Annotated in this window: 19 protein-coding genes and 1 tRNA gene; 11 read left to right on the top strand and 9 right to left on the bottom strand. The window is 68.1% G+C overall.

All coding sequences use genetic code 11. The features are described from left to right. Nucleotides 1–111: 111 nt before the first annotated feature. The 4 genes from ACWFRF_RS11595 (at nucleotide 112) to ACWFRF_RS11580 (ending at nucleotide 5061) form a co-directional block, all read left to right on the top strand. Nucleotides 112–1527, top strand: a complete 1416-nt coding sequence (locus tag ACWFRF_RS11595; RefSeq protein ID WP_452449840.1) for an MFS transporter — start codon at nucleotides 112–114, stop codon at nucleotides 1525–1527. Between the two features lie 54 nt (nucleotides 1528–1581). Further along, a complete protein-coding gene (locus ACWFRF_RS11590) occupies nucleotides 1582–1785 on the top strand; it encodes a heavy-metal-associated domain-containing protein (protein WP_452449838.1) in 204 nt (67 codons plus the stop codon). A 19-nt stretch (nucleotides 1786–1804) separates the two neighbouring features. After that, a complete protein-coding gene (locus tag ACWFRF_RS11585; protein ID WP_378989468.1) occupies nucleotides 1805–2743 on the top strand; it encodes a hypothetical protein in 939 nt (312 codons plus the stop codon). A gap of 62 nt (nucleotides 2744–2805) precedes the next feature. Beyond that, nucleotides 2806–5061, top strand: coding sequence for a heavy metal translocating P-type ATPase (locus ACWFRF_RS11580; RefSeq protein ID WP_452449836.1), 2256 nt, complete (start codon nucleotides 2806–2808; stop codon nucleotides 5059–5061). Between the two features lie 67 nt (nucleotides 5062–5128). On the opposite strand, the gene ACWFRF_RS11575 is transcribed toward ACWFRF_RS11580, so the two are convergent. Beyond that, nucleotides 5129–5740 carry a DUF6636 domain-containing protein gene (locus ACWFRF_RS11575; RefSeq protein ID WP_378989466.1) on the bottom strand — a complete coding sequence of 204 codons (612 nt, stop codon included), beginning with the start codon at nucleotides 5738–5740 and terminating at the stop codon, nucleotides 5129–5131. 102 nt (nucleotides 5741–5842) lie between these two features. Here ACWFRF_RS11575 and ACWFRF_RS11570 point away from each other — a divergent pair, with 102 nt between their 5' ends. Then, nucleotides 5843–6499 (top strand): histone deacetylase, encoded by a 657-nt coding sequence (locus ACWFRF_RS11570; RefSeq protein ID WP_378989465.1) that lies wholly within the window; start codon nucleotides 5843–5845, stop codon nucleotides 6497–6499. A 64-nt stretch (nucleotides 6500–6563) separates the two neighbouring features. Continuing rightward, nucleotides 6564–7994 (top strand): lipase maturation factor family protein, encoded by a 1431-nt coding sequence (locus ACWFRF_RS11565; RefSeq protein WP_452449835.1) that lies wholly within the window; start codon nucleotides 6564–6566, stop codon nucleotides 7992–7994. A 34-nt stretch (nucleotides 7995–8028) separates the two neighbouring features. Here ACWFRF_RS11565 and ACWFRF_RS11560 read toward each other — a convergent pair. Next, nucleotides 8029–8100: transfer RNA gene (locus ACWFRF_RS11560), tRNA-Gly, on the bottom strand. Between the two features lie 227 nt (nucleotides 8101–8327). On the opposite strand from ACWFRF_RS11560, the gene ACWFRF_RS11555 reads away from it, so the two are divergent. Continuing rightward, nucleotides 8328–8750 carry a hypothetical protein gene (locus ACWFRF_RS11555; RefSeq protein WP_378637916.1) on the top strand — a complete coding sequence of 141 codons (423 nt, stop codon included), beginning with the start codon at nucleotides 8328–8330 and terminating at the stop codon, nucleotides 8748–8750. A 43-nt stretch (nucleotides 8751–8793) separates the two neighbouring features. Here the strand turns inward: ACWFRF_RS11555 and ACWFRF_RS11550 are convergent, their stop codons facing one another. Continuing rightward, nucleotides 8794–9675, bottom strand: a complete 882-nt coding sequence (locus ACWFRF_RS11550) for an SDR family oxidoreductase (protein WP_449966887.1) — start codon at nucleotides 9673–9675, stop codon at nucleotides 8794–8796. Between the two features lie 85 nt (nucleotides 9676–9760). On the opposite strand from ACWFRF_RS11550, the gene ACWFRF_RS11545 reads away from it, so the two are divergent. Then, the gene (locus tag ACWFRF_RS11545) at nucleotides 9761–10552 is read left to right on the top strand and encodes an AraC family transcriptional regulator (protein WP_387445984.1); all 792 of its coding nucleotides are present in this window, start codon (nucleotides 9761–9763) and stop codon (nucleotides 10550–10552) included. A gap of 67 nt (nucleotides 10553–10619) precedes the next feature. On the opposite strand, the gene ACWFRF_RS11540 is transcribed toward ACWFRF_RS11545, so the two are convergent. After that, the gene (locus ACWFRF_RS11540) at nucleotides 10620–11141 is read right to left on the bottom strand and encodes an OsmC family protein (RefSeq protein ID WP_378989460.1); all 522 of its coding nucleotides are present in this window, start codon (nucleotides 11139–11141) and stop codon (nucleotides 10620–10622) included. 33 nt (nucleotides 11142–11174) lie between these two features. After that, nucleotides 11175–11936, bottom strand: a complete 762-nt coding sequence (locus ACWFRF_RS11535; RefSeq protein WP_378989458.1) for a lysophospholipid acyltransferase family protein — start codon at nucleotides 11934–11936, stop codon at nucleotides 11175–11177. Between the two features lie 206 nt (nucleotides 11937–12142). On the opposite strand from ACWFRF_RS11535, the gene ACWFRF_RS11530 reads away from it, so the two are divergent. The 3 genes from ACWFRF_RS11530 to ACWFRF_RS11520 all read left to right on the top strand — a co-directional run bounded on the left by ACWFRF_RS11530 (nucleotide 12143) and on the right by ACWFRF_RS11520 (nucleotide 16181). Further along, on the top strand, nucleotides 12143–13036 hold the full coding sequence (locus tag ACWFRF_RS11530; RefSeq protein ID WP_452449831.1) for a hypothetical protein: 894 nt from the start codon (nucleotides 12143–12145) through the stop codon (nucleotides 13034–13036). Nucleotides 13037–13137: 101 nt separating this feature from the next. Next, nucleotides 13138–14673: a Rieske 2Fe-2S domain-containing protein gene (locus tag ACWFRF_RS11525; protein ID WP_378989456.1), complete on the top strand. Its 1536-nt coding sequence runs from the start codon at nucleotides 13138–13140 to the stop codon at nucleotides 14671–14673. A gap of 131 nt (nucleotides 14674–14804) precedes the next feature. After that, entirely contained in the window at nucleotides 14805–16181 is a 1377-nt protein-coding gene (locus ACWFRF_RS11520) for an FAD-binding oxidoreductase (protein ID WP_378989455.1), read from the top strand. 98 nt (nucleotides 16182–16279) lie between these two features. Here the strand turns inward: ACWFRF_RS11520 and ACWFRF_RS11515 are convergent, their stop codons facing one another. From ACWFRF_RS11515 to ACWFRF_RS11500, 4 genes are read right to left on the bottom strand one after another with little or no spacing between them, the layout of a single operon-like run. Further along, nucleotides 16280–17329 (bottom strand): Gfo/Idh/MocA family protein, encoded by a 1050-nt coding sequence (locus ACWFRF_RS11515; RefSeq protein WP_452449828.1) that lies wholly within the window; start codon nucleotides 17327–17329, stop codon nucleotides 16280–16282. Nucleotides 17330–17385: 56 nt separating this feature from the next. Beyond that, complete coding sequence (locus tag ACWFRF_RS11510) at nucleotides 17386–19302, bottom strand: protein kinase domain-containing protein (protein ID WP_452449826.1); 1917 nt, start codon at nucleotides 19300–19302, stop codon at nucleotides 17386–17388. After that, nucleotides 19299–21188: a serine/threonine-protein kinase gene (locus tag ACWFRF_RS11505; protein WP_452449824.1), complete on the bottom strand. Its 1890-nt coding sequence runs from the start codon at nucleotides 21186–21188 to the stop codon at nucleotides 19299–19301. Before ACWFRF_RS11505 ends, ACWFRF_RS11510 begins: the two co-directional genes overlap by 4 nt. Then, nucleotides 21182–22348: a DUF7373 family lipoprotein gene (locus tag ACWFRF_RS11500; protein WP_378989451.1), complete on the bottom strand. Its 1167-nt coding sequence runs from the start codon at nucleotides 22346–22348 to the stop codon at nucleotides 21182–21184. Before ACWFRF_RS11500 ends, ACWFRF_RS11505 begins: the two co-directional genes overlap by 7 nt. Between the last annotated feature and the right edge of the window lie 38 nt (nucleotides 22349–22386).

Genomic DNA, 22386 nt, shown 5'->3' with positions numbered 1-22386 from the left:
TCAGACCCGGCTCGCACCATCACGCGAGCCGGGTTTTTGCTTGACACATTAATACCCTAGGGGGGTATGGTACCGAGCACGGGACACACCCCGCTCGAAAGGACGAAAGTCGTGACTACGCAATCGCAATCCACCCGGAAGTGGTGGGCGCTGGCGGTGATCGCCGCCGCGCAGTTCATGGTCATCATGGACACCTCGATCATCGGGATCGCGCTGCCCAAGATGCAGGCCGAACTCGGATTCACGCCAGGCAATCTGACGTGGGTGTTCAACGCCTACGTGGTGGCGTTCGGCGGTCTGCTGCTGCTCGGCGGCAGGCTCTCCGACCTACTCGGCGCTCGCCGGGTATTCGCCGCGGGCTGGGTGGTGCTCGGCGTCGGCTCCGTTATCGCCGGTGCCGCGGGCACTGTCGGCGTCGAGCTGGCCGGTCGGGCGATCCAAGGTGGTGGTGCGGCGCTGATCGCGCCTTCCGCGCTCACGCTGCTGATGATGCTGTTCGGCGGCTCGCCCCAGGAGCTCACCAAGGCGCTCGCCGTGTACGGCGCGGCCGCGCCCGCCGGTGGCACCGCGGGCGTGTTCCTCGGCGGTGTGATCACCGAATACATCAGCTGGCCTTGGGTTTTCTACATCAACATTCCGATCGCCGTGCTGGCGCTGATCGCCGTGCCGCTGCTGATGCCCGCCGCTCCGGCGCGCAAGGGGTCCATCGATATCGCCGGATCCGTCACTGTGACAGCCGGTTTGGCGGCCACGGTGTACGCGATCGTGCAGGCGCCGGAGGTCGGTTGGGCCTCGGGCGAGACCTGGGGTGTGCTGGCACTGGCCGCCGCGCTGCTGGCCGGCTTCGTCGCCATCCAGTCCCGACGCGGCGAGCCGCTCATGCGGCTGAGCATCTTCCGCGCACCGAACCTGGCCGCCGCCAACTTCGCCCAGTTCGCGCTGGCCGCCGCGTGGGTGCCGATGTGGTTCTTCCTCAACCTGTACCTGCAGCAGGTGCTCGGGTACAGCGCGTTCCCGTCGGGTGCGGCACTACTGCCGATGACCACGCTGATCATGCTCGGCATGGTGGTGCTCGCCCCGAAGGCGATGCAGCGTTTCGGTGCCAAGCCGATGATCGTCACCGGTCTGATCGTGCTCGGTCTCGGCCTCGGGGTGATGTCGCTGGTGCGGCCGACCGGCAACTTCTGGATCGACGTGCTGCCCGCCTCGCTGATAGCGGCGGGGGGTATGTCGCTGGCCTTCATTCCCTCGCTCGGCACCGCCATCTCGGCGGCACGACCCGAGGAAGGCGGGCTGGCCTCGGGCATCGTCAACGTCAGCTACCAGGTGGGTTCGGCGCTCGGACTGGCCGCGATGACGGCGGTGGCCGCCGCGTTCGGCGCGAGCGAGCTGGGAGATACCTCGGCACTGACCGACGGCTATTCCGCGGCCTTCCTGGGGGCGGGCGTGCTCGCCCTGGCAGGGGCGGGCATCACCGCGGCGACCATGCGGACCCCGGCCGCCGACAAGGCCGGCGCGACCGTTTGACAAAGTACCCTAGGGGGGTATGGTAATGATCGAGAGCGAAACGAGGAGAGTTCCATGAGCACCACCACCGTCACCGTCACCGGTATGACCTGCGGCTGCTGCGTCAACAAGGTCCGCGACAAAATCGGCGCCCTACCCGGCGTCACCGGCGTCGATGTCGACCTGGCCGCAGGCTCGGTAACCATCGACGGCACCGAGCCCGAACGCACCGCCCTCGCCGACGCCGTAGCCGCGGCCGGCTTCCAGCTCGCAGACTGAACGGATACGGAGCATCCCGATGAACGCAACAGGCAAGTTCGCCGGATTCGCCCTCGGCCTCGCGGCGGTCTTCGGGATCGCTCTGGCCGCAGGCGCCCTGGTCGGTCCGCAACCTTCCGAACCGGCCGGGCACGGCGAGCACTCGACCGCGGCGGCACCGTCCGCCGATCTCCCCGGCGGGCTGCTCGCCACCGACCAGGGCTACACGCTGGCCTTGGACAAGCCGAACACCACCACCGCACCGCAGTCGCCGACAAGTTTTCGCATCCTCGACGCGAACGGCGCACCGGTGACGAAGTACGTGAACAGCCACGACAAGGACCTGCACCTGATCGTGGTCCGACGCGACATGGCGGGCTTCCAGCACGTCCACCCGGTCCTCGACCCGGCCGGAACCTGGACCGTTCCGCTGAACCTCAGCCGGGGCGGCGACTACCGCGTCTACGCCGACTTCACCCCCGAGGGTGGGTCGAACCTGACGCTCGGCGCCGATCTGCGGGTCGCGGGCACCTACGACGTGCAGGCACTGCCCGCCCCCGCCGCCACCGCGCAGGTCGGCGAGTACACGGTCGCGCTGAACGGCACGGTCGCCCCCGGCACCGCGTCGAAGGTGACGCTCTCGGTCAGCCGCAACGGCACCCCGGTCACCGACCTGCAGCCCTACCTCGGGGCCTACGGTCACCTGGTGGCCCTGCGCGCCGCCGACCTCGCCTACCTGCACGTTCATCCCGAGGGCGCGCCCGGCGACGGAGTCACCCCCGCCGGACCCGGCATCGACTTCATCGTGAACGCACCGAGCGCCGGCGACTATCGCCTGTTCCTCGACTTCCAGCACCAGGGCGTGGTGCGCACCGCCGAGTTCACGGTGCGGGTCGCCACGCCGAACGCCACCGGTGCGAGCAACCCCGCCCCGACCAGCGCGCCCGCCGACCACGGCACCCCCGGCCACGGCCACTGACCCCACCTGTTTCACCCGTGATCGCTCAGCAAGAATTGCTATCAGGAACGAAGGAGCACCCCATGACCGCCGTGACACACCCACCGGGCACCGGCCAGGTAGAACTGGTGATCGGTGGCATGACCTGCGCTTCCTGCGCGAACCGGATCGAGAAGAAGCTCAACAAGCTCGACGGGGTCACCGCCACGGTCAACTACGCGACCGAGAAGGCACGCGTCGACTTCACCGGTGACGTCTCCCCCGAGGCACTGATCGCCACCGTCGAGCAGGCCGGCTACACCGCGGCACTCCCCGCGCCGAAGAAGCCCGAGACCGACGAAACGCCGGTCGCCGACGCGGACCCGACGGCTTCGCTGCGCACCCGGCTGATCGTGTCGGCGCTGCTCACCGTGCCGGTGATCGCGATGGCGATGATCCCGGCGCTGCAGTTCACCAACTGGCAGTGGCTCTCGCTCACGCTGGCCGCACCGGTCGTGATCTGGGGCGCGCTGCCCTTCCACAAAGCCGCGTGGACCAACCTGAAGCACGGCACCGCCACCATGGACACCCTGGTGTCGATGGGCACGCTCGCGGCCTTCGGCTGGTCGCTGTACGCGCTGTTCTGGGGCACGGCGGGCACGCCGGGCATGAAGCACCCGTTCGAGTTCACCATCGCGCGGATGGACGGCACCGGCAGCATCTACCTCGAAGCCGCGGCGGGCGTGACCACGTTCATCCTGGCCGGGAGGTATTTCGAGGCACGATCGAAGCGACGGGCGGGCGCGGCGCTGAGGGCCCTGCTCGAGCTCGGCGCGAAGGATGTCGCGGTTCTTCGTGGCGGCGTCGAGACGCGAATTCCGGTGGAACAGCTGGCCGTCGGTGACGAGTTCGTCGTGCGGCCGGGTGAGAAGATCGCCACCGACGGTGTGATCACCGAGGGGACGTCGGCGGTCGACGCGTCCATGCTCACCGGTGAGTCGGTGCCGGTGGAGGTCGGCGTCGACGATGGCGTCACCGGCGCCACCGTGAACGTCGGTGGACGACTCGTCGTGCGCGCCACCAGGATCGGCGCCGACACCCAGCTCGCCCAGATGGCACAGCTCGTCGAGGACGCGCAGACCGGCAAGGCACAGGCACAGCGGCTGGCCGACCGGATCTCCGGCATCTTCGTCCCGATCGTCATCGCGCTCGCCGTCGCCACCCTCGGATTCTGGCTCGGCACCGGCGGATCCATCGCCGCCGCCTTCACGGCGGGCGTGGCAGTGCTGATCATCGCCTGCCCCTGCGCCCTCGGCCTGGCCACCCCGACGGCGCTGATGGTCGGCACCGGACGCGGCGCGCAGCTGGGCATCCTGATCAAGGGACCCGAGGTGCTCGAATCCACCCGCAAGGTCGACACCATCGTGCTGGACAAGACCGGCACCGTCACCACCGGCAAGATGACGCTGCTCGACGTGATCCCCGCCGAGGGCGAACTCGGCAGCAAGGTACTGGAACTCGCTGGTGCGCTGGAGGATTCGTCGGAACACCCGATCGCGCAGGCCATCGCCAAGGGCGCACGCGACGAGTTCGGCACCCTGCTGCCGGTGGAGGGTTTCGCCAATGTCGAAGGCCTCGGTGTGCAGGGTGTGGTCGACGGTCACGCGGTGATCGTCGGCCGGGCGCGACTGCTGGCCGACTGGTCACAACCGCTGCCCGAGACGCTGGAAACCGCGCTGGCGGAAGCGGAATCGGCGGGCAAGACCGCGGTCGCGATCGGCTGGGACGGCAGCGCGCGCGGCGTGCTGGTTGTCGCCGACGCGGTGAAGCCGAGCTCGGCGCAGGCCATCGCGCAGTTCCGCGAGCTCGGGCTGACACCGATCCTGCTCACCGGCGACAACGCCCGCGCGGCCCGCACCATCGGCGACGAAGTGGGCATCGACGAGGTCATCGCCGAGGTGCTGCCGCAGGACAAGGTCGACACCGTCAAGCGGCTGCAGGCCGAGGGCAAGGTCGTCGCCATGGTCGGTGACGGCGTCAACGACGCGGCCGCCCTGGCCCAGGCCGACCTGGGCCTGTCGATGGGCACCGGCACCGACGTCGCCATCGAGGCCAGCGACCTCACCCTCGTCCGCGGCGACCTCCGCGCCGCCGCCGACGCGATCCGCCTGTCGCGGCGCACCCTGGCAACGATCAAGGGCAACCTGTTCTGGGCCTTCGCCTACAACGTGGCCGCGATTCCCCTGGCCATGGCGGGCCTGCTCAACCCGATGCTGGCCGGCGCCGCGATGGCGTTCAGCTCGGTCTTCGTGGTGAGCAACAGCCTGCGCCTGCGCCGGTTCAAGTCGACCGCGCAGTAGGCCGTCGGCAAGAGGCGAGGTCCGTAGATCTACGGACCTCGCCTCTGTTTCTGTCCGGTGATCGGAGTCAGAACAGGTACTGCTGATCTGCCGAGATGAAGAAGCCGTGACCGCCGGCGTCACAGCGGACGCCCTGTTGGGTGGAGGTGCAGGCGGCGCCGCGGACGATGATGGTGTCGCCGTAGTTCAGGGTCTTTCCGCCGCCCTTGGTGGTGCCGTCCACCGGCTCACCGACGAAGAAGCCCTGGTTGGTGCACAGGAATTCCGCTGTGCCGCCGTAGATGTGGGCGGCGACCTTGCGGGCCGGGGAGTTGTCGCAGGTGGGGAGTTCGGGCGGGATCACGTGTGTGTCGGCCAGCTGGCAGCCGACGCCGAGCGTGCCCTCCTCGACGAAGCCGCACAGGATGTTGCCGGTGGGCGACTGGAAGTAGAAGTTGTTGCGCTGCTGGTAGTCGCGGGCGTCGACGGTGGCGTCGTCGCGGGTGGGCAGGTCGGCCGGACTCGGGCCGGTGCCGGGCGCGGTGGGTGGCTCGTTGGAGGCAGGCGCGACGGTCGAAGCGTTGCCCTGATCCGCGGGCTGGGTGGTCACCGGAAGGCGCGATGGCGTGGACGCACCGTCACACGCGGCGAGCCCACCGGCGAGCACCGCCAGCGCGGCCACCGTGATTACTGATCTCATGATCTCTCCCCTCGATGTCCGACCCCATTCGAAGGAAGAATCGACAGCAGAAGCGGATTCGTTTCCTGCGCTCATGAACCGTGACCCACCCGAGGTGAGCCCGTGACGACAGCTCAGCACGTCTGGTACGCCGCGTACGGCTCCAACATGCACGCGCGGCGGTTCGCCTACTACCGCGAAGGCGGCACCCCGCCCGGAACCGACCACACCTATCCGGGGTTCCGTGACCGGTCCGCACCGGCCGCCGTCGCACCGCTCGACCTACCTGGAAGTCTGTATTTCGCCTGGCAGAGCCCCGTGTGGACCGGCGGGGTCGGGTTCTATGCCGCGCGCCCGGCGGCGGGCAGGCCGGTCGGCGCGGCGGCACGGGGATACTTGCTGACCGTCGGTCAGTTCGGTGACCTGCTGGCGCAGGAGATGTATCGAAGTCCGGCGATCGACTTCGATCCGGCGCCGGTCCTCGCCGACGGTGCGGTGCGGCTCGGGCCGGGTCGGTACGAGACGGTGGTGCACGCGGGGACGCACGACGGGATTCCCGTCCTCACCTTCACCTCACCGTGGGATCCGGAAACCGTGGCCCTGCGACGGCCCTCGGCCCGATATCTGACGATGATCGGCGCCGGGCTGCGCGAATCACACGGCTGGGATCTGGATCGCATCGTCGACTATCTGCGGGTGTGGCCCGGCATCGCCGGGCACTGGACCGAGCCCGACCTGCGCGGCGCGCTAGTCAGCGGCACCGGACTCGAGCGGCCCTAGATTTTCGTCGCGCCGATCGCGGGTACTCCCCTGGTGCGGGGCGTCGACCACCGGGAGCACACGCATGGAGTGGTTCACGGCACCGGAGTACTGGCAGGGCAGGCTGATCTTCCAGCGTGGCCTGGCGGTGATCTACGCCCTCGCCTTCCTGACGGCGGCACTACAGTTCCGCGCGCTCCTCGGTGAGCGCGGGATGCTGCCCATCCCGCGATACCTGGCCCGGACGCCGTTCCGCCGGTCACCCAGCCTGTTCCAGCTGCGCTACTCCGATCGGTTCTACGCCGGCATCGCCTGGTTCGGTGCGGTGCTCGCGATGGCGGTCGCGCTCGGTGTCGCCGATCTGGTGCCGCTGTGGGCGGCCATGGCGTTGTGGTTGCTGCTGTGGGCGCTGTATCTGTCGATCGTCAACGTGGGGCAGACCTGGTACTCGTTCGGCTGGGAATCGCTGCTGCTCGAGGCGGGGTTCCTGGCGATCTTCCTCGGCAACGACACCGTCGCGCCGCCGCTGCTGGTGTTGTTCGCCGCGCGCTGGCTGCTGTTCCGGGTGGAGTTCGGGGCCGGGCTGATCAAGATGCGCGGCGATCGGTGCTGGCGGGACCTGACCTGCCTGTACTACCACCACGAGACCCAGCCGATGCCCGGTCCGCTGAGCTGGTTCTTCCACCATCTGCCCCGGCCACTGCACCGGGTGGAGGTCGCCGCCAATCATGTCGCGCAGCTGATCGTGCCGTTCGGGCTGTTCGCGCCGCAGCCGGTGGCGAGCGTCGCGGCGGGCATCATCATCGTCACGCAGTCGTGGCTGGTGCTCTCCGGCAATTTCGCCTGGCTCAACTGGGTGACTCTGCTGCTGGCGACCACCGCGGTCAGCGCGTACCCGGTACTGCCGGACGCGCCGCCGGTGGCCGACCCGCCCGGATGGTTCCTCGGCGCCGTCGTCGCCTTCGTCGCGATGGTGGTGGTGCTGAGCTTCTGGCCGGTGCGCAACCTCCTCTCCGCACAGCAGGCGATGAACGCCTCGTTCGACCCGTTGCACCTGGTCAACACCTATGGAGCGTTCGGCAGCATCACCCGGGTCCGCCAGGAGATCGTGCTCGAGGGCACCGACGCCACCCACCTCACGCCGGACACGGTGTGGCGCGAATACGAGTTCAAGGGCAAACCGGGCGACCCCCGGTACCGTCCGCGCCAGTGGGCGCCCTATCACCTGCGGCTGGACTGGTTGATGTGGTTCGCCGCGCTGTCGCCGGCCTACGCGCGATCGTGGGCACTGCCGTTGGCGATCCGGCTGCTCGACAACGACCCCGATACCCTGCGCCTGCTGCGGCGCTGCCCCTTCCCCGACGCACCGCCGCACTACGTGCGCGCCCGGCTGTACGAGTACCACTTCAGTACGCCCGCCGAACTGTTCCGCGAACGGATCTGGTGGCGCCGAACCCTGATCGGCGAGTTCCTGCCTGCGCTGCGTCACCCACGCCTCGACCGGCACCGGGAATGAGAAAAGCCCGGCACGATGGCCGGGCTTTTCGTTGAGCGGATGACGAGATTCGAACTCGCGACCCTCACCTTGGCAAGGTGATGCGCTACCACTGCGCCACATCCGCGTGCCCTCCGAAACCGATCCGGCGAGCGCCGGTGACTTCGTCGTGCGAGTACGAACTTTAGCGCGAAACTCCCGAACTACGAAATCCGGGCTCACTCATCACCCGGGGCGGCGGTGAGACCCCGCATCGGCGGGCGTCGTTAAGCAGGTCACAAGGATGCGGAAAAGGCTGCGGGGGAAGGTTTTTCGCAGGCGGTCGTGACCGCGGGAATCATGGGAGGAACGACTGTGAAGTCTCTGGGGATGATCGCGGCGGGCGTCGCGATGACGGCGCTGACCGTGTTGGGGGCCGGACCGGCGCACGCCGACTTCACCGACCCGGTGGAGTACACCGACAGTGGGGAGAACGTGGAGGACGAAGGGTTCGGGGAGTACGCGGTCAACCGTTCCGACCCGAACTCGTGCCTGGTGGTGCAGAACCACACCGGCGGGCAGGTGACGGTCCGGTTGAACTACCCGACCAGTGGCGGAAAGTGGCTGTTCAACCACGATCAGGTCGGTGTGCTGATGCGCAACGGCAAGGTGGTCACCTCACCGTCCGGGAATTGGAATGTGCGGACGAACCCGCCGATCAGGTTCAACTGGGTCTACGACGGCAACATGAACACCCGCAGGGGTTGCAACGGGTCGTGGGTGCTGACCATGAACTGAGCGGCAGGGTCCGGTGCGCCGCCACGCACCGGACCCTGCCCGGTCAGCTCGGCTTCAACGCGCCGCCTGCGACGACGGGGGCGAAGGCGGCGCGGTGGTCGGCGGCCCAGGCGGCGTAGCCGCGGGGTGGTCTGCCGAGGACGCGTTCGATGTCGTCGGTGACGAGCTCGTTGTGGCCGCCGCGGATGAAGGACTGGCCGATCAGTGAGCCTTCCACGAAAGCGGGCGGAAGACCCGCGGCGACCATGAACGCGCGGGCATCGGCTTCGGCGATGTCGGTGACGGCGATCGGGCGGTCGAGAACCCGCGCGAGAACGGCGGCCTGGTCGCGGCCCGTGTGCAGGTCGGGGCCGGTCAGGGTGTAGATACGGCCGTGGTGGTCGTTCGAGCGCAGCGCCGCTGCGGCGACCGCCGAGACATCGCGTGGGTCGACCACGGCCTGCCTGCCGTCGCCGGTGAGGTTCGGGACGGGGTGACCGTTGCTGAGGGGTTCGATCCAGCTGAACGTGTTCGACGCGAAAGTATTGGGGCGCAGAATCGTCCACTGCAAGCCGGAGTCGCGCACGGCCTGCTCCCCTGGCACATGCCAGGAACCCGGCACGCCGAGACGTGGGTCGCCGGTACCGACCGCGGACAGCTTCACCACTCGCCGCACACCGGCCTTTCGCGCGGCAGCCACCAGTTCGGCATCGGTGCCGGTGCTGTCCGGGCCGGGTATCCCGACAAGGAACGCGGCAGCTACGCCCGTCATGGCGGGTCCGAACGTCGCCGGGTCGCGGTAGTCCACCCGCACCACCTCCACCCCGGCGGGGAACCCTGCCCGCTCCGGGTCGCGGGTCGCCGCCCGGACGGCGACGCCCTCGGCTGCCAGCTGTCGCACGATGTCGCTTCCGATGGTGCCTGTCGCACCGGTGATCAGGATCATGGAACGAGCATGGCCGCCGCGCTGCCTGCGAAGATAGGAGAAATCGGCACGGACATCCCGGCCCGCGCCGCCTACAGTCGACCAGGTGGAGTATCTGACCTCGGCGCACATCGAGACGCCCGTGACGACACCGGAATCGTTGCGCCCGTGGCTCACCGAACTCACCAGCACGCCACTGTTCGACGACCTCGCTCAGCCGTTCGCGCATCCGCCCGTCGCGACCACCACGGTCGTCCTGCGCACCGAAAAGTCCGGTCGCGGTAGCGCGTTCGTCGTCGGCGCGCAGACGAAGGCGTCCTACTCGACACCCGAGGAGCCCGCCGGGTGCGTGCGGCTGCGCCTGGAACCGGGCGTGACCCGCCAGCTGCTCGGCGTGACCGCGGGCGAACTCACCGACCGCGTCTTTCGTCTCGACGAATTGCCGGGTCCGCTGGGCGGTTTCGCGACGGAACTGACGGGCGTGCCCGCCGCACACGCGATCACCCACCTGGAAGATCTACTGCCGCACACTATCTCGGAATCGGATACCGATCGGGCGCACCGGATCGTGCTGCGCGAGGCGATCTCGGCGCTCACCGCCGACAACGCCCCCGCACTCTCCGAACTCACCGCGCGCCTCGCTGTCAGCGAGCGCCAGCTGCGCAACCTGTTCACCATGGGAATCGGCCTGTCCCCCAAGCATTTCGCTCGCATTCAACGCCTGCGGCGGGTCCTCTCCTACGCGGGCGACACCCCATGGTCACACCTCGCGGCGAGTACCGGCTACTACGACCAGTCCCACCTCACCGCCGACTTCCGCACCCTCATGGGCGTCCCACCCGCCGCCTACCTTCGCGGCAAGCTGCCGGCACCGACCCGCTGCCGGATTCCGCGCTGAGTCCGCCTCCGCGGGCATCCGCCACATCGCACGCGACAGCCACGCGAGCTGAACGGCACAGTAGCGATCACGGCGCCGGAGCGCTCACCACCCGGACAGTCGGCGGATTCCGCAAGCTCTGACCGACCACGCAGTAGCGCTCGGTGAGTTCGCCGAGCTTGACCAGGGCGGCGTCGTCGACAGCAGCCGAGGTGGTGACGGTGATCGTCACGGCGATCGGCGAAACCCCGACCTCCACGGTTCGATCGATGCCCAGGGTGCCGGTGGCGTCGAAGGACCCCGCTGCCTCGACCTCGGCGCCGGTGATGGGCAGGCCCATCGCGGTGGCGACGCTGCGGCAGGTCACCCCGGCGCAGGCCGCGACCGCCTCCAGCAGCATGTCGCCCGAGCAGGCGTCGGCGCCGTCACCGCCGGTGGCACGGTGCAGGCCGGCGCGGACCGGGCCGGCGAAGGTCCGCACCGTGCAGGTGATGCCGGGGTCGGCGAACGAACCGGCGCCGCGCAGGGCGGTGACCGCGGCGGCCGGGTCGTCCCGGTAGCGCTGTTTCACCGGAGCTTGCAGGGCCTTCAACTCCGCCGCGGTGGTCATCTCCCGAGCGTAAGCCCGCCCGAGGCCGAAATGTCAGCCCTCGGTGTCCTGCGTTTTCTCTGCCTTGCGGGCGAAACGTTCGGCCGCTTCGGCTTCGTCGAGGGCGGTGGCCTCTTCGAGGGAAGGGGCACTGCCACCGAGCCGTTTCGGGACCCAGTAGGCGCCGGGCTCATGCTCGTAGGATTCTTGCAGGTCGGCGAGCATTTCCTGCATGGTGGAGCGCAGCTGTGCGGTGAGGTCGGCGGCGGGTTCGTAGGGCTGGATGGGGGTGCCGACGGCGATCGAGATGGGGGTGTTGGTGCGGCCGAGCCGCTTGGGGAAGCCCTTGGTCCAGACGCGCTGGGCGCCCCAGATGGTGATCGGGATGATCGGCACACCCGCCTCCAATGCCATGCGGGCCGCGCCGGACTTGAATTCCTTGATCTCGAAGCTGCGGCTGATCGTGGCCTCGGGATACACGCCGACGAGCTCGCCGTCGCGCAGGTACTGCACCGCCGATTGGTAGGAGTCGGCGCCCGCGGTGCGGTCGACCGGGATGTGCTTGAGGGTGCGCATGATCGGGCCGGAGATGTTGTTGTCGAACACTTCCTGCTTGGCCATGAACCTGATGTAGCGACGGGGGGTGCGCACAGGCAGACCCGCGTAGGTGAAGTCCATGTAACCGGTGTGGTTGACCGCCAGCACGGCGCCGCCGGTGGCGGGGATGTTTTCCGCCCCCTTGACAGTGAACTTCAGACCTTCGAGGAAGAACAGGGTTCGGGCCACGCCGATGATCGAGAAGTAGAGGGGTTCCACAAGTACGCAAGCGTAGTCGTAGATCTCCGCATCGGCAGGGGTGCCATCGGCGCGGGCCGTGACCGTAGAATCGCGGCGTTCGCCCGCGCAGCGAATCCGCTTCGCGCACACCGGTCTACACCCCGGCGAGTCCGCTCGCCCCGACAGTCACTCCCCCGCCGTCGTCACAGGCGGGTGCCACGACCTAGGAATCGAGGAACGTCGTAGTGGAACGCGCCCAGCTTGCCCTGACCCGCCCGCACCGCGCCTACGCGCTGGTCACGGGCCTGACCGTCGCCGCGGCCCTGGTCGCCGGGTGCGATTCGGTGTCGGGGATCCCGGGCGATCCGGTCGAGACGACCACTACCGCGTCGACCACGGCCGCCGCGGCGCCGACGACCACGGCGACCCAGGCCATCGCACCCGGCGAACCGGCGCCGAACAGCCCGCTCCCCGCCGACGCACCCCAGGTCGGCGCGGTCGCGGGCCACGCCGACGCCGTCACCGCCGTGCGCCGCTGGGCCGCCGACCTACAGACCGGCACGGTGAAAGAACTCCAGGACAACTGCTGGACCATCCCGCCTGCCACCGTCGCCGAGATGTACGCCGATCCCCAGGCGGTGCTGGCCGCCCTGGCCACGCCGGGCACCGCGACCGCCGATACCGTGACCTGGCGTAACCGAACCGTCACCGTCACCGTCGACCGCGAATCCGTGGCATCCGGATATGCCTGCGGACGGGTGTCCGCGGCGGGCGTCGAGCCCGGTTACGACGACGCCGACGCGCGCCACACCGTGCGCCGCTACCTCGCCCGCGCCACCGGCAAACCACTCAACGCGGCAGATATCGAAGCAGACCATCCGCTGACCTGCAAGGCCTCGCCCACGAGCTGGGATCCCGAGGGCACCGGCAACCCCGTAGCAGCCCCCTTGACAGGCGACTCGGGCAAAGTAGGCAATGTCACCTCCTACACCGGCGAGGAGCTACGATCCGAGCAGGTTCGTGGCGACTACCTGGCAGTTCACGTCCCTGTGACCACCTCACCCGGGGGCACGCGGACGCGCACTTTCACGGTTGTCGCGACCGCTGAGGGCTATTGCATCGGTGACGTAACGATTTAGCCACTACCCTGGTTGGCTGGTACGCCGAAGCAGTCAGGGGGCCCGAGGCGGTAGCTCGCCATTGATCCGGCGAATCAGATCCTGGTAGGAGGAAACAGCTCGTGCAGATCACCAGCGTCGGACACGCCGGCTTCCATATCCGAACCGAGGCCGGCACGATCCTGTGCGATCCCTGGGTGAACCCCGCGTACTTCGCGTCGTGGTTCCCCTTCCCGGACAACTCCCAGCTCGACTGGGAGACCCTCGGCGATGTCGACTACCTGTACGTCTCGCACCTGCACCGCGATCACTTCGACGCCGCCCACCTGGCGAAGTACGTGAACAAGGACGCCACGATCCTGCTGCCCGACTACCCGGTGCTCGACCTGCGCCGTGAGCTCGAGGCGCTGGGTTTCACCAAGTTCTTCGAGACCGAGGACTCGGTCAAGCACACGATCACCGGGCCGAAGGGCTCCGTGGACATCATGATCGTCGCGTTGCGCGCGCCCGCCGACGGCCCGATCGGCGACTCCGGAATTCTCATCTCCGACGGTGAGACCACCTGTTTCAACATGAACGACGCCCGACCGGTGGACATGGACGTCATCCACGACGCGTTCGGCGACATCGACATCCACCTGCTGCAGTACTCGGGCGCGATCTGGTACCCGGCCGTGTACGACATCCCGGCGCGGACCAAGGCCAACTTCGGCAAGCAGAAGCGTCAGCGTGGCATGGATCGCGCGCGCTCCTACATCGAGCAGGTCGGCGCGACCTGGGTGGTGCCCTCGGCGGGTCCGCCGGTGTTCCTCGACGACGAGCTGCGCTACCTCAACGACGATCGCGGCGACGAAGGCAACATCTTCCCCGACCAGATCGTGTTCCTCGATCAGATGAACATTCACGGCAACTCCGGCGGGATCCTGATGATCCCCGGTTCGGTCGCCGATGTGCGCGGTAAGGAGCTCGACCTCGCGCACCCGTTCGACCCGGATCGGATCTACGGCGACAAGGCCGCCTACATCGCGGAGATGGCGCAGCGTTTCGCGCCGGTGCTGGCCGCGGAGAAGGCGTCGTGGGAGACCGGCGAGGGTTCGCTGCTCGAGCCGCTGCGTGAGCTGTTCGAACCGATCATGAAGCAGAGCGCGCTGATCAGCGACGGCATCGGCTACCCCGTGGGCCTGGTGATCGGCGAGGAGACCATCGTCCTGGACTTCCCGCACCGCACCGTGCGCGCGCCGCTCGAGGGCGAAGGCCGCTACCGTTACGGCTTCCGCATCGCCCCCGAACTGGTACGCACCGTGCTGCGCGACAACGAGCCGGACTGGGTGAACACGATCTTCCTGTCCACCCGCTTCCAGGCGTGGCGCATCGGCGGCTACAACGAGTTCCTCTACACCTTCTTCAAGTGCCTCACCGACGAGCGCATCGCCTACGCCGACGGCTGGTTCTCCGAGGCACACGACGACTCCGCCGTCACCGAACTCGACGGCTGGGAAGTCCAGCGCCGCTGCCCCCACCTCAAGGCCGACCTCTCCAAATTCGGTGTGGTGGAAGGTAACAACCTCACCTGCAACCTGCACGGCTGGCAATGGGACCTGGAATCGGGGCGCTGCAAGACCTCCAAGGGTCACGAGCTGCGCTCTCGCAAGCTCTGAACCTTGAACCAGGGACGGCGACCGGGGTAATTTGAGTTCGGGGTCCATCGAGACAGTCCGATCCACCCCTCCGTTCCACGATCACGCACTGCGTTTGTTCGGCTCATTCTCGACCCGACCAGGGAGCGACAATGAACGGCACACCTGTATCGACCATCCTCGAAGCGATTCGCGGTGAGGTGATCACCGCGGACTCACCCGGCTACGACCAGGCGCGTTCGGTCTACAACGCGATGATCGACCGCCGGCCCCTCGCGGTCGTCCGCGCGGTCGACGTCGCCGACGTGCGTACCACCGTCGAGGCCGCCCGCGAGAGCGGACTCGACCTCGCCATCCGCGCAGGCGCCCACAGCGTGCCCGGTTTCGGCACCGTCGACGACGGCATCGTCTTGGACCTGAGCGCCATGAAGGGCATCCGCGTCGACCCCGAACGGCGGATCGCCCGCGTACAGGGCGGCTGCGACTGGGGCGACTTCGACCACGCCGCGCATTCCTTCGGGCTCGCCACCACCGGCGGCATCATCTCCACCACCGGGGTCACCGGCCTGACTCTCGGCGGCGGGATCGGCTACCTCGCCCGCGCCTACGGTCTGTCCATCGACAACCTCCGGTCCGCCGATGTGGTGCTGGCCGACGGCACCTTCGTGACCGCGAACGCGACCGAGCACCCCGATCTGTACTGGGCGCTGCGCGGCGGCGGCGGCAACTTCGGGGTGGTCACCGAAATGGAGTTCGACCTGCACCCGGTGGACACGATCTACGGCGGACCCATGTTCTTCGAGCTCGACGTCGCCGAAGAGCTGTTGCGGACCTACCGCGACTGGATCGCGGCGGCACCGCGCGCGATGGGCGCCTTCCCCGGCTTCCAGATCGCGCCGCCGCTGCCGTTCATTCCCGAGGAACGGGTCGGCGAACCGTTCGTCCTGCTGGTGTCCTGCTTCAACGGCCCCGATCAGGAGGCCGAAGCCCTGCTCGCGGACCTGCGGGCGGTCGCGACGCCGGTGGCCGAGCACGTCGGCCGGATGCCCTACCCGGCCCTCAACAGCGCGTTCGACGGTCTCCTTCCTCCCGGCCTGCAGCACTACTGGAAGGCGGCGTTCCAACCCGAACTCACCGACGGCGCCCTCGCCGCTCATCTCGAGTTCGGCCCGCGAGTGCCCGCGGTGCAGTCCACCATGCACCTCTACCCGATCGACGGCGCCGTGCAGGACGTCGCGGTGGACGACACCGCGTTCGCCTACCGCACCGCGAATTTCGCCCCCGTGATCGCCGGGATGTGGCCCGATGCGATCGACAACGACGCCAACATCAGGTGGGTCCGCGACTACCACTCCGCGCTGGAGCCCCACACCGCCGACGGCGGCTACATCAACTTCATGGGCTCCGACGACCAGGGCCGCATCCGCGCCAACTACGGCCCGAACTTCGACCGCCTGGCCGCCGTCAAGAAGACCTACGACCCGGCCAATCTGTTCCACCTCAACCAGAACATCGCGCCGGCGCAATAGTCGGCTACGGCCGTTCCGCATCATCGTGCTGCGGCTCTGCATGGATGTGCTCGACGGAGCCGTCGGATCACCCCTTCGGCTCGACTCGGTGCCGGTGGTCAAGAAGTGAGATCGGCAGGTTCGGCTACGTGGCGGGCGTATTCGAGAATTCGCAGGGTTTCCACGGCGTCGCGGGGGTCGACCGGGACCGGAGCTCCGTCGAGCAGGGCGGCGGCCATTCCCGCGTAGAAGGCGGGGTAGTCACCGGGAAGGGTGGGGATCGGGCGTAGATCCTCGCCTGCGCCGAAGGTGCCCCACTTTTCGGGTGGGACTGTGCCCCAGGGTTTTCCGTCGTCCGGGCGGCGGCCTGCGCGCAGTTCGTCTTCCTGGGGGTCGAGGCCGGAGACGGTGTAGCCGTTGGCGGATCCGAGCACACGCAGGCGCGGACCCAGTTGCGGCGCAACGGCACTCATCCACAACTGCGACCGGGTGCCGTTGGCGTGGGTGAGGGCGATGAAGGCGTCGTCGTCGGCTCCGACCTCCGGGCGGCGCCGGTCGAGTTCGGCGTAGACCTCGGTGACCGGGCCGAACAACGTCAGCGCCTGGTCGACCAGGTGGCTGCCCAGATCGAACAGGATGCCCGCACCGTCCTCGGCATCGCCCACTTCACGCCAGCCACCCTTGGGAACCGGCCGCCACCGCTCGAACCTGGACTCGAACCGCCGGACCTCACCCAGCTCACCGGCGTCTATCAGGGCGCGCACGGTCAGAAAGTCGTTGTCCCAGCGACGATTCTGGAAAACACTCAGTGGCAGATCGGCCCGCGCGGCGGCCTCGACCACTTCCTCGGCATCAGCCGCCGTCACCGCGAACGGCTTGTCCACCACCACCGGCAACCCCGCGGCCAGCGCCTGCAACGCCAGCGGCGCGTGCGAGCGATTCGGCGTGGCGATCACCGCGAGATCGACATCCTCGTCCTCGACGAACATCTCCTGCGCCGACGCCCACACCCGTACCCCCGGATGCTCGGCCCGCGCCTGTGCGGCCCGCTCCTGCGATGCGGTCACCACCGCGGCCACCCGCATCCGCGGATCGGCGGCGATGAGAGGTGCGTGGAACACCGACCCGGCCAGGCCGTACCCGACTACCGCTACTCCGAGCTGGTCCATCGTTGCCCCTTCGTGGTGGTCTGCGGATCGCAGTCTTCACCGTAGCCGGGCCCGGCTCAGCGCTCGGGCAGATTCCCGACCGCCTGTCGCAGCAGGGACGAGGCGATCGCGCAATACTCGTCGCGGAATCCCTCGGTTCCGTGTACCGAGACCTCGATGGTCTCCTCCCCGGCATCCGGCACCAGGAAGGCGCGCGAGCAGATGGCCTTCGAACCGCCCTTGCCGAGATACACCTGGACCCCGTCGACCGTGACGAGCTCCAGGTCCTTGCCCGTAGTGCTCGTGCTGGTGCTGACCAGCTCCAGGGTGACTCGCACGCGCCCGTCCCATCGGCAGGTGTGCGCGTCGGCGATCGTGGGCTCGGGCGGCAGGACGCCGATCTTCTCGGCGACGGCGGCGCGGTCGAGCAGCGCGCACGGTTCCAGCAGCGCCAGCGAGGAGTCCCTGCCCTCGGCGCGCGGCGCGGTCGTCAGTGACCGGGCGAGGTTGGCCGCGATGTAGTCGAGGCCCGCGCATTCCTTCACCCCGGACGGATTGCTGAGGACGATGACGATGCCGGACTCGTGCTCGGCGCCGGGGCTCGCGATGGCTCGCGTACAGGCTGCCGCGCTCCCGTCGATGATCGGAACCCCTTCTACCACCGTCTTGTTCGGCGTCAGGTATTCGTCCTCCTGCCCCAGGTAGAGGTAGAGGGCGTAGCGGTTGGAACTGGCGCTACACCCCCAGCTCGGGGACGGACTCAGCTCCCATGTGGCCGCGGCCAGTGGGGTCGGCGCGACCGGCACCGAGTCGCCGAGGGCCGAGGTCAGCCAGGGGCATGCATCGATCTGCCGCAACTGCGCCAGGGTCAGCCCGGTCACCGGTCCCGGCTCGCTTTCTTCGCGTGTCGCGAAGTAACTGATCCCGGCGAGCGCCACGAGCAGTGCCGCCAGTCCACCTGCCAGACCGCCGCGCGCCCTCGGACTCGCCGCACTCCAACGACGACGACCGGATTCCAGTGCACGCCTGCCGTATTCGACGGCCGCACGACCCGATTCGGTGATGACCACCGAAAAAGGCCGTCCAGGTACGGGTTCCGGTGCGGTGATCGCGGGCAGGGCGGCCAGCAGCGCCGAGATCTCGTGTTGCTGGCGCCCGATGTCATCGAGCACGGGGGCGGGCCACGGTGGCGGACCGCTCGGCTGGGCACCGAGATAGTCGAGGATCTGTCCTGGCGTGGGGCGGGCTGCCGGATCCTTGCGCAGGCACGCGGCCAGCATCTCGAACAGCGGCTCCGGCACGCGACTCAGCTCGGGTTCGCGCTGGGCGATGTTGAACAGCGTGTACGGCACAGATGGTGCGGCGAACGGTGCGACGCCGGAGGCTGCGAAAGCGAGAACCGATCCGAGGGAGAACACGTCCGACGCCGGCGTCAGCTCATACCCGAGCGATTGCTCCGGTGACAGGAAGTCCGGCGTTCCCATGACCGTCGCGGTGGCGGTCCCGGCGGCTGGGGTGATACCGACTTCACCGAGACGACCACTGTCCCTTGCTAACAGCACCGTGTCGGCACGGATGCGCTGATGCACGAGGCCTGCGGCATGGACGGTCCGCAGCGCCGAGGCGAGGGCGGCGGCCAAGGCGCGAACGGCAGCCACAGGCAGTGGCCCGTGTTCGGCTACGGCGGTGTCGAGGCGCATACCCGGAACGAATGCTGATGCCAACCAGGGCTTCTCAGCATCAGCATCGACGTCGATCACCGTGGTATTGGCGGATCCCGAGACTCGCATGGCGGCAATAGCGCTGTGCCGCAATCTGATCCGGAACTCCGGCTCGTCGAGAAGTTCCGGTAGCGCCTGTCGCACGACGACCAACGAGTCATCGGGGCCGGTGGCGAGCACGGACCGGAATCCGGCCGCGGACTCGAGTGTGCCGAGCGCTCGGTAGCGCCCGATGGTGGGTGGATCGCCGGGGCCGAGGGGAATGATCGTCATGATGGGGGCAACTTCTCGAGTACGGGTTCGAGCAGATCGCCGGCAGTCTCACAGTTCCCACTGGCCCGCGCGGTGTTCGAGAAGTACTGGGCCCGCACTTGCTCGGCCTGATCGTCTTTGGTCGGCATCACCATCACGATGAAGGTGCAGTATTCGGGACTGCTGCCGTCGAGATAGACCGTGTGATCGCCGATAGTGCTTGTTTGCCGGACCCTTCCGCCCGTAACACTGTCCGGCCGGGTGCGCTCGTTGATATCGAGCGAAAAGGAGCCGTCAGCGCCGGTCAACGCGCAGCTATGGGGAGTCGACGTGCGCACGGGATCACCGACCAACGAACGAGTGGCCGCGATGTCGATCAGCGAGCACGGGTCGAGTGGCAGCAGCGAGCCCTGCGGGAAGGTCCGCAGCGGCGGATTGACCGACAGACGACGGACCACCGCCGCGAGCGCGCGCTCGGACGCCGGACAGAGGTCGCCTGCGGGCGGATAGGTGCTCGCGCCCATAGTCAGCGCCATCGGCAAACCGCTCTGGGTCACCACTATGCGGTCACAGGAGGCGGACTCTTTGTGAAGTCCGAGTACCGGCATCCAATTGATGGAGCTACCCATCGGCTGTCTGTCATCACGTACCTCGGCGACATTGTCGTTGTTACGCAGGCTGAAAGACACCGTGCGACCGGCCTGATCGCGATACCCGACGGTGCAACCGCCGATGGCGTTCGAGACGACTTCACTTGTCGCAGTGCCTAGTTCACCGAGCACTGACGGATCGAGCAACGCGCAGAGGTCGAGGCGGCGGGATTCGTCGTGGGTCAGCGCCAGTGGCGGATCATCCATCGCCACCGCGTTGCCCTCGACGCCGACGCCACAAATAGCGATGGAAGCCAGCACCAGTGCCGACACCGTCGCGGCAGCGAGAACCAGTCGCGCCCACTTCGGCTTCGGCTGTTCGGGTGCGATCGACGCTGTGGCAGCGGCGGTTCCGTCTGCCCAGCGACCCGCCTCGGCCTGGCAGTCGGCGATGCGTCTGCGGATCCGGACCGGCCAGACAGGTTCGGCGTCGATCCCGCTCACCGCGTCGAGCAACTGCTCGGGGGTCGGTCGCGCCGACGGGTCCTTGGCGAGGCAAGCATCGACCAGCGCGCGGATCTGCTCCGGAATTCCGGTGGTATCCGGGGAGCTGTAGAGCACGTTGTAGAGGACCTGCGGGGTGGAGGCCGCGTCGAACGGGCTCGCGCCGGTGGCCGCCATCGCGAGAACCGCACCGACGGCGAAAACATCGGAAGCTGTTGTCAAAGGGCGGCATTCGGCCTGTTCGGGTGACATATACGCGGGCGATCCGATCACCGCTCCGGTGGCGGTGAGGTTGACGTCGTCCTCGAGCGCCCTGGCGATGCCGAAGTCGATCACGCGTGGACCGTCGTTGGTGAGCAGGATGTTGCTCGGCTTGAGGTCGCGGTGCACCAGGCCGGTGCGGTGGATCTCGAGCAGCGCCATCGCCAGGCCGGTGGCCAGGAGTTTCAGCCCGCTCAGGTTCAGGCGGCCGAACTCGCCGACCATGTCCTGCAAGCCAGGGCCCGCGATGTATTCGGAAGCCAGCCATGGCGTTTCGGATTCCGCGTCGTGGTCGACCACGCCCGCGGTGTAGGCGCCGGTGACCTGCTGTGACGCGAGCACCTCTCGCCGGAACCTGGCACGGAATTCCGGATTGCCGGTGAACTGGCGGTGGATCTGCTTCACCGCGACCAACCGGCCGTCCTGGCCCTGGCCGAGCAGCACCTGTCCCATGCCACCCCGGCCGATCACGGCAAGCAGGCGATAGCGGCCCAGCTGTTCGGGATCCTGCGAATTCAGCGGTTTCATCGCCGCGCCTCCCGTGTTCACCACGACCCGCTCAGTAGCGCGTGCTGCGCGACCGCCTGCTGTCGAATATCGGTCTCCTGGTTGCTGTAGAGGCGGACCACGAACTCGTTGTATCGCACCAGGCAGGAGAACCGCCGGGCGGGAACCGACCTGTTGTCCGGCCTCGCTGCGCGGTAGCAGGAAACACCCGAGAGTCCCGGCGGACCTGTCAGCGGGGTGTAATCGGCAGCCAGCGAATGCTTTTCCTCGAGGTCGGCGTAGGTCTTCGCGGCTTCGCTGTCCCGCGCGCGATACAGAAACTTGTTGTACGACACCGCGATCGCGTCGATCGAGCTCTGTTCGAAATCACGCAGGTTGACCGACGGATCGTCGCGTAGCAGGGCATAGGAACGAGGGCCGTAGACCATGAATTCCCACTTGTTGGGCCAGTAGTCGCCGGTCTTCACTATATGGGTGAGCAACTTGTCGCTGTCGAGTTTCAGCTTCGGTATGTCGGCGGCGGGCGTCGGAACCAAGGTGCCGAGCTCGGCCAGCTGAGCGCGGTAGGTCCGTGTGAGCAGATCGGTCAACAATTCGGGGCTGGGCTCGATGATCTTGGCGTACAACCTGATCACCAGGTTCTTCCACACCAGCCAGCTCCCGACCGTGGGCACACCGGGTCGCCAATGTGACAGTGCGGCAGGATATTCCGAAAGAGACAGGGGCGCGTTCTCGGTATTCGCGGTGAAATCCGCGGCAGCCATCGCCTGCGCGGCCGCCGTCGCCTGGGCCTCATCGGGTAGGGACAGGATCGCGATCGACAGCAGCTTGTGCTTCGATTCGTTGTCCGACTGGCCGTTGCTCGCGATCGCGCCGTAACCGGCCAACACGTCGAACGGCCCGAGTGCGGTCCGCTGGACGCCCGAGAGCAGATCGTCTACGCCGCGTATCCCGACGATCAGCCCGCCGCCGTTGCCGTCGGTCAATTCCGGGTCGATGCGGTTGGCGAGCAGTAACCGCTCGCCGATGCGGACGGATTCCACCAGCGTTCCGCGCACCGCATTCGGCGCGTCGTCGTAGTCGCCCGCCACCGGTTCGAGGGCATAGTCACCGTGATCGGGTGCGGCGTTGTCACCGCATGCCGCGGTGAGCAGGGTGAGCGATAACAACGGCGCCAGCCAACGCAACCGATTACGCACGAACATTCCCCTCCGACCGCAGCGTCGAACGCCAGGCCCCTCCC

This window comes from Nocardia sp. NPDC055165 (assembly GCF_053606985.1).
The sequence above is the reverse complement of the archived record's forward strand: the minus strand, read 5'-3'. Positions and strand labels throughout refer to the sequence as shown.

Bases quoted from the DNA above. Each gene is read 5' to 3' on its own strand.
- ACWFRF_RS11550 (WP_449966887.1), bottom strand. From the start codon at position 9,675: ATGATCCTGATCACCGGTGCGACAGGCACCATCGGAAGCGACATCGTG.
- ACWFRF_RS11515 (WP_452449828.1), bottom strand. From the start codon at position 17,329: ATGGACCAGCTCGGAGTAGCGGTAGTCGGGTACGGCCTGGCCGGGTCG.
- ACWFRF_RS11500 (WP_378989451.1), bottom strand. From the start codon at position 22,348: ATGTTCGTGCGTAATCGGTTGCGTTGGCTGGCGCCGTTGTTATCGCTC.
- ACWFRF_RS11580 (WP_452449836.1), top strand. From the start codon at position 2,806: ATGACCGCCGTGACACACCCACCGGGCACCGGCCAGGTAGAACTGGTG.
- ACWFRF_RS11565 (WP_452449835.1), top strand. From the start codon at position 6,564: ATGGAGTGGTTCACGGCACCGGAGTACTGGCAGGGCAGGCTGATCTTC.
- ACWFRF_RS11520 (WP_378989455.1), top strand. From the start codon at position 14,805: ATGAACGGCACACCTGTATCGACCATCCTCGAAGCGATTCGCGGTGAG.
- ACWFRF_RS11585 (WP_378989468.1), top strand. From the start codon at position 1,805: ATGAACGCAACAGGCAAGTTCGCCGGATTCGCCCTCGGCCTCGCGGCG.
- ACWFRF_RS11575 (WP_378989466.1), bottom strand. From the start codon at position 5,740: ATGAGATCAGTAATCACGGTGGCCGCGCTGGCGGTGCTCGCCGGTGGG.
- ACWFRF_RS11540 (WP_378989460.1), bottom strand. From the start codon at position 11,141: ATGACCACCGCGGCGGAGTTGAAGGCCCTGCAAGCTCCGGTGAAACAG.
- ACWFRF_RS11590 (WP_452449838.1), top strand. From the start codon at position 1,582: ATGAGCACCACCACCGTCACCGTCACCGGTATGACCTGCGGCTGCTGC.
- ACWFRF_RS11510 (WP_452449826.1), bottom strand. From the start codon at position 19,302: ATGACGATCATTCCCCTCGGCCCCGGCGATCCACCCACCATCGGGCGC.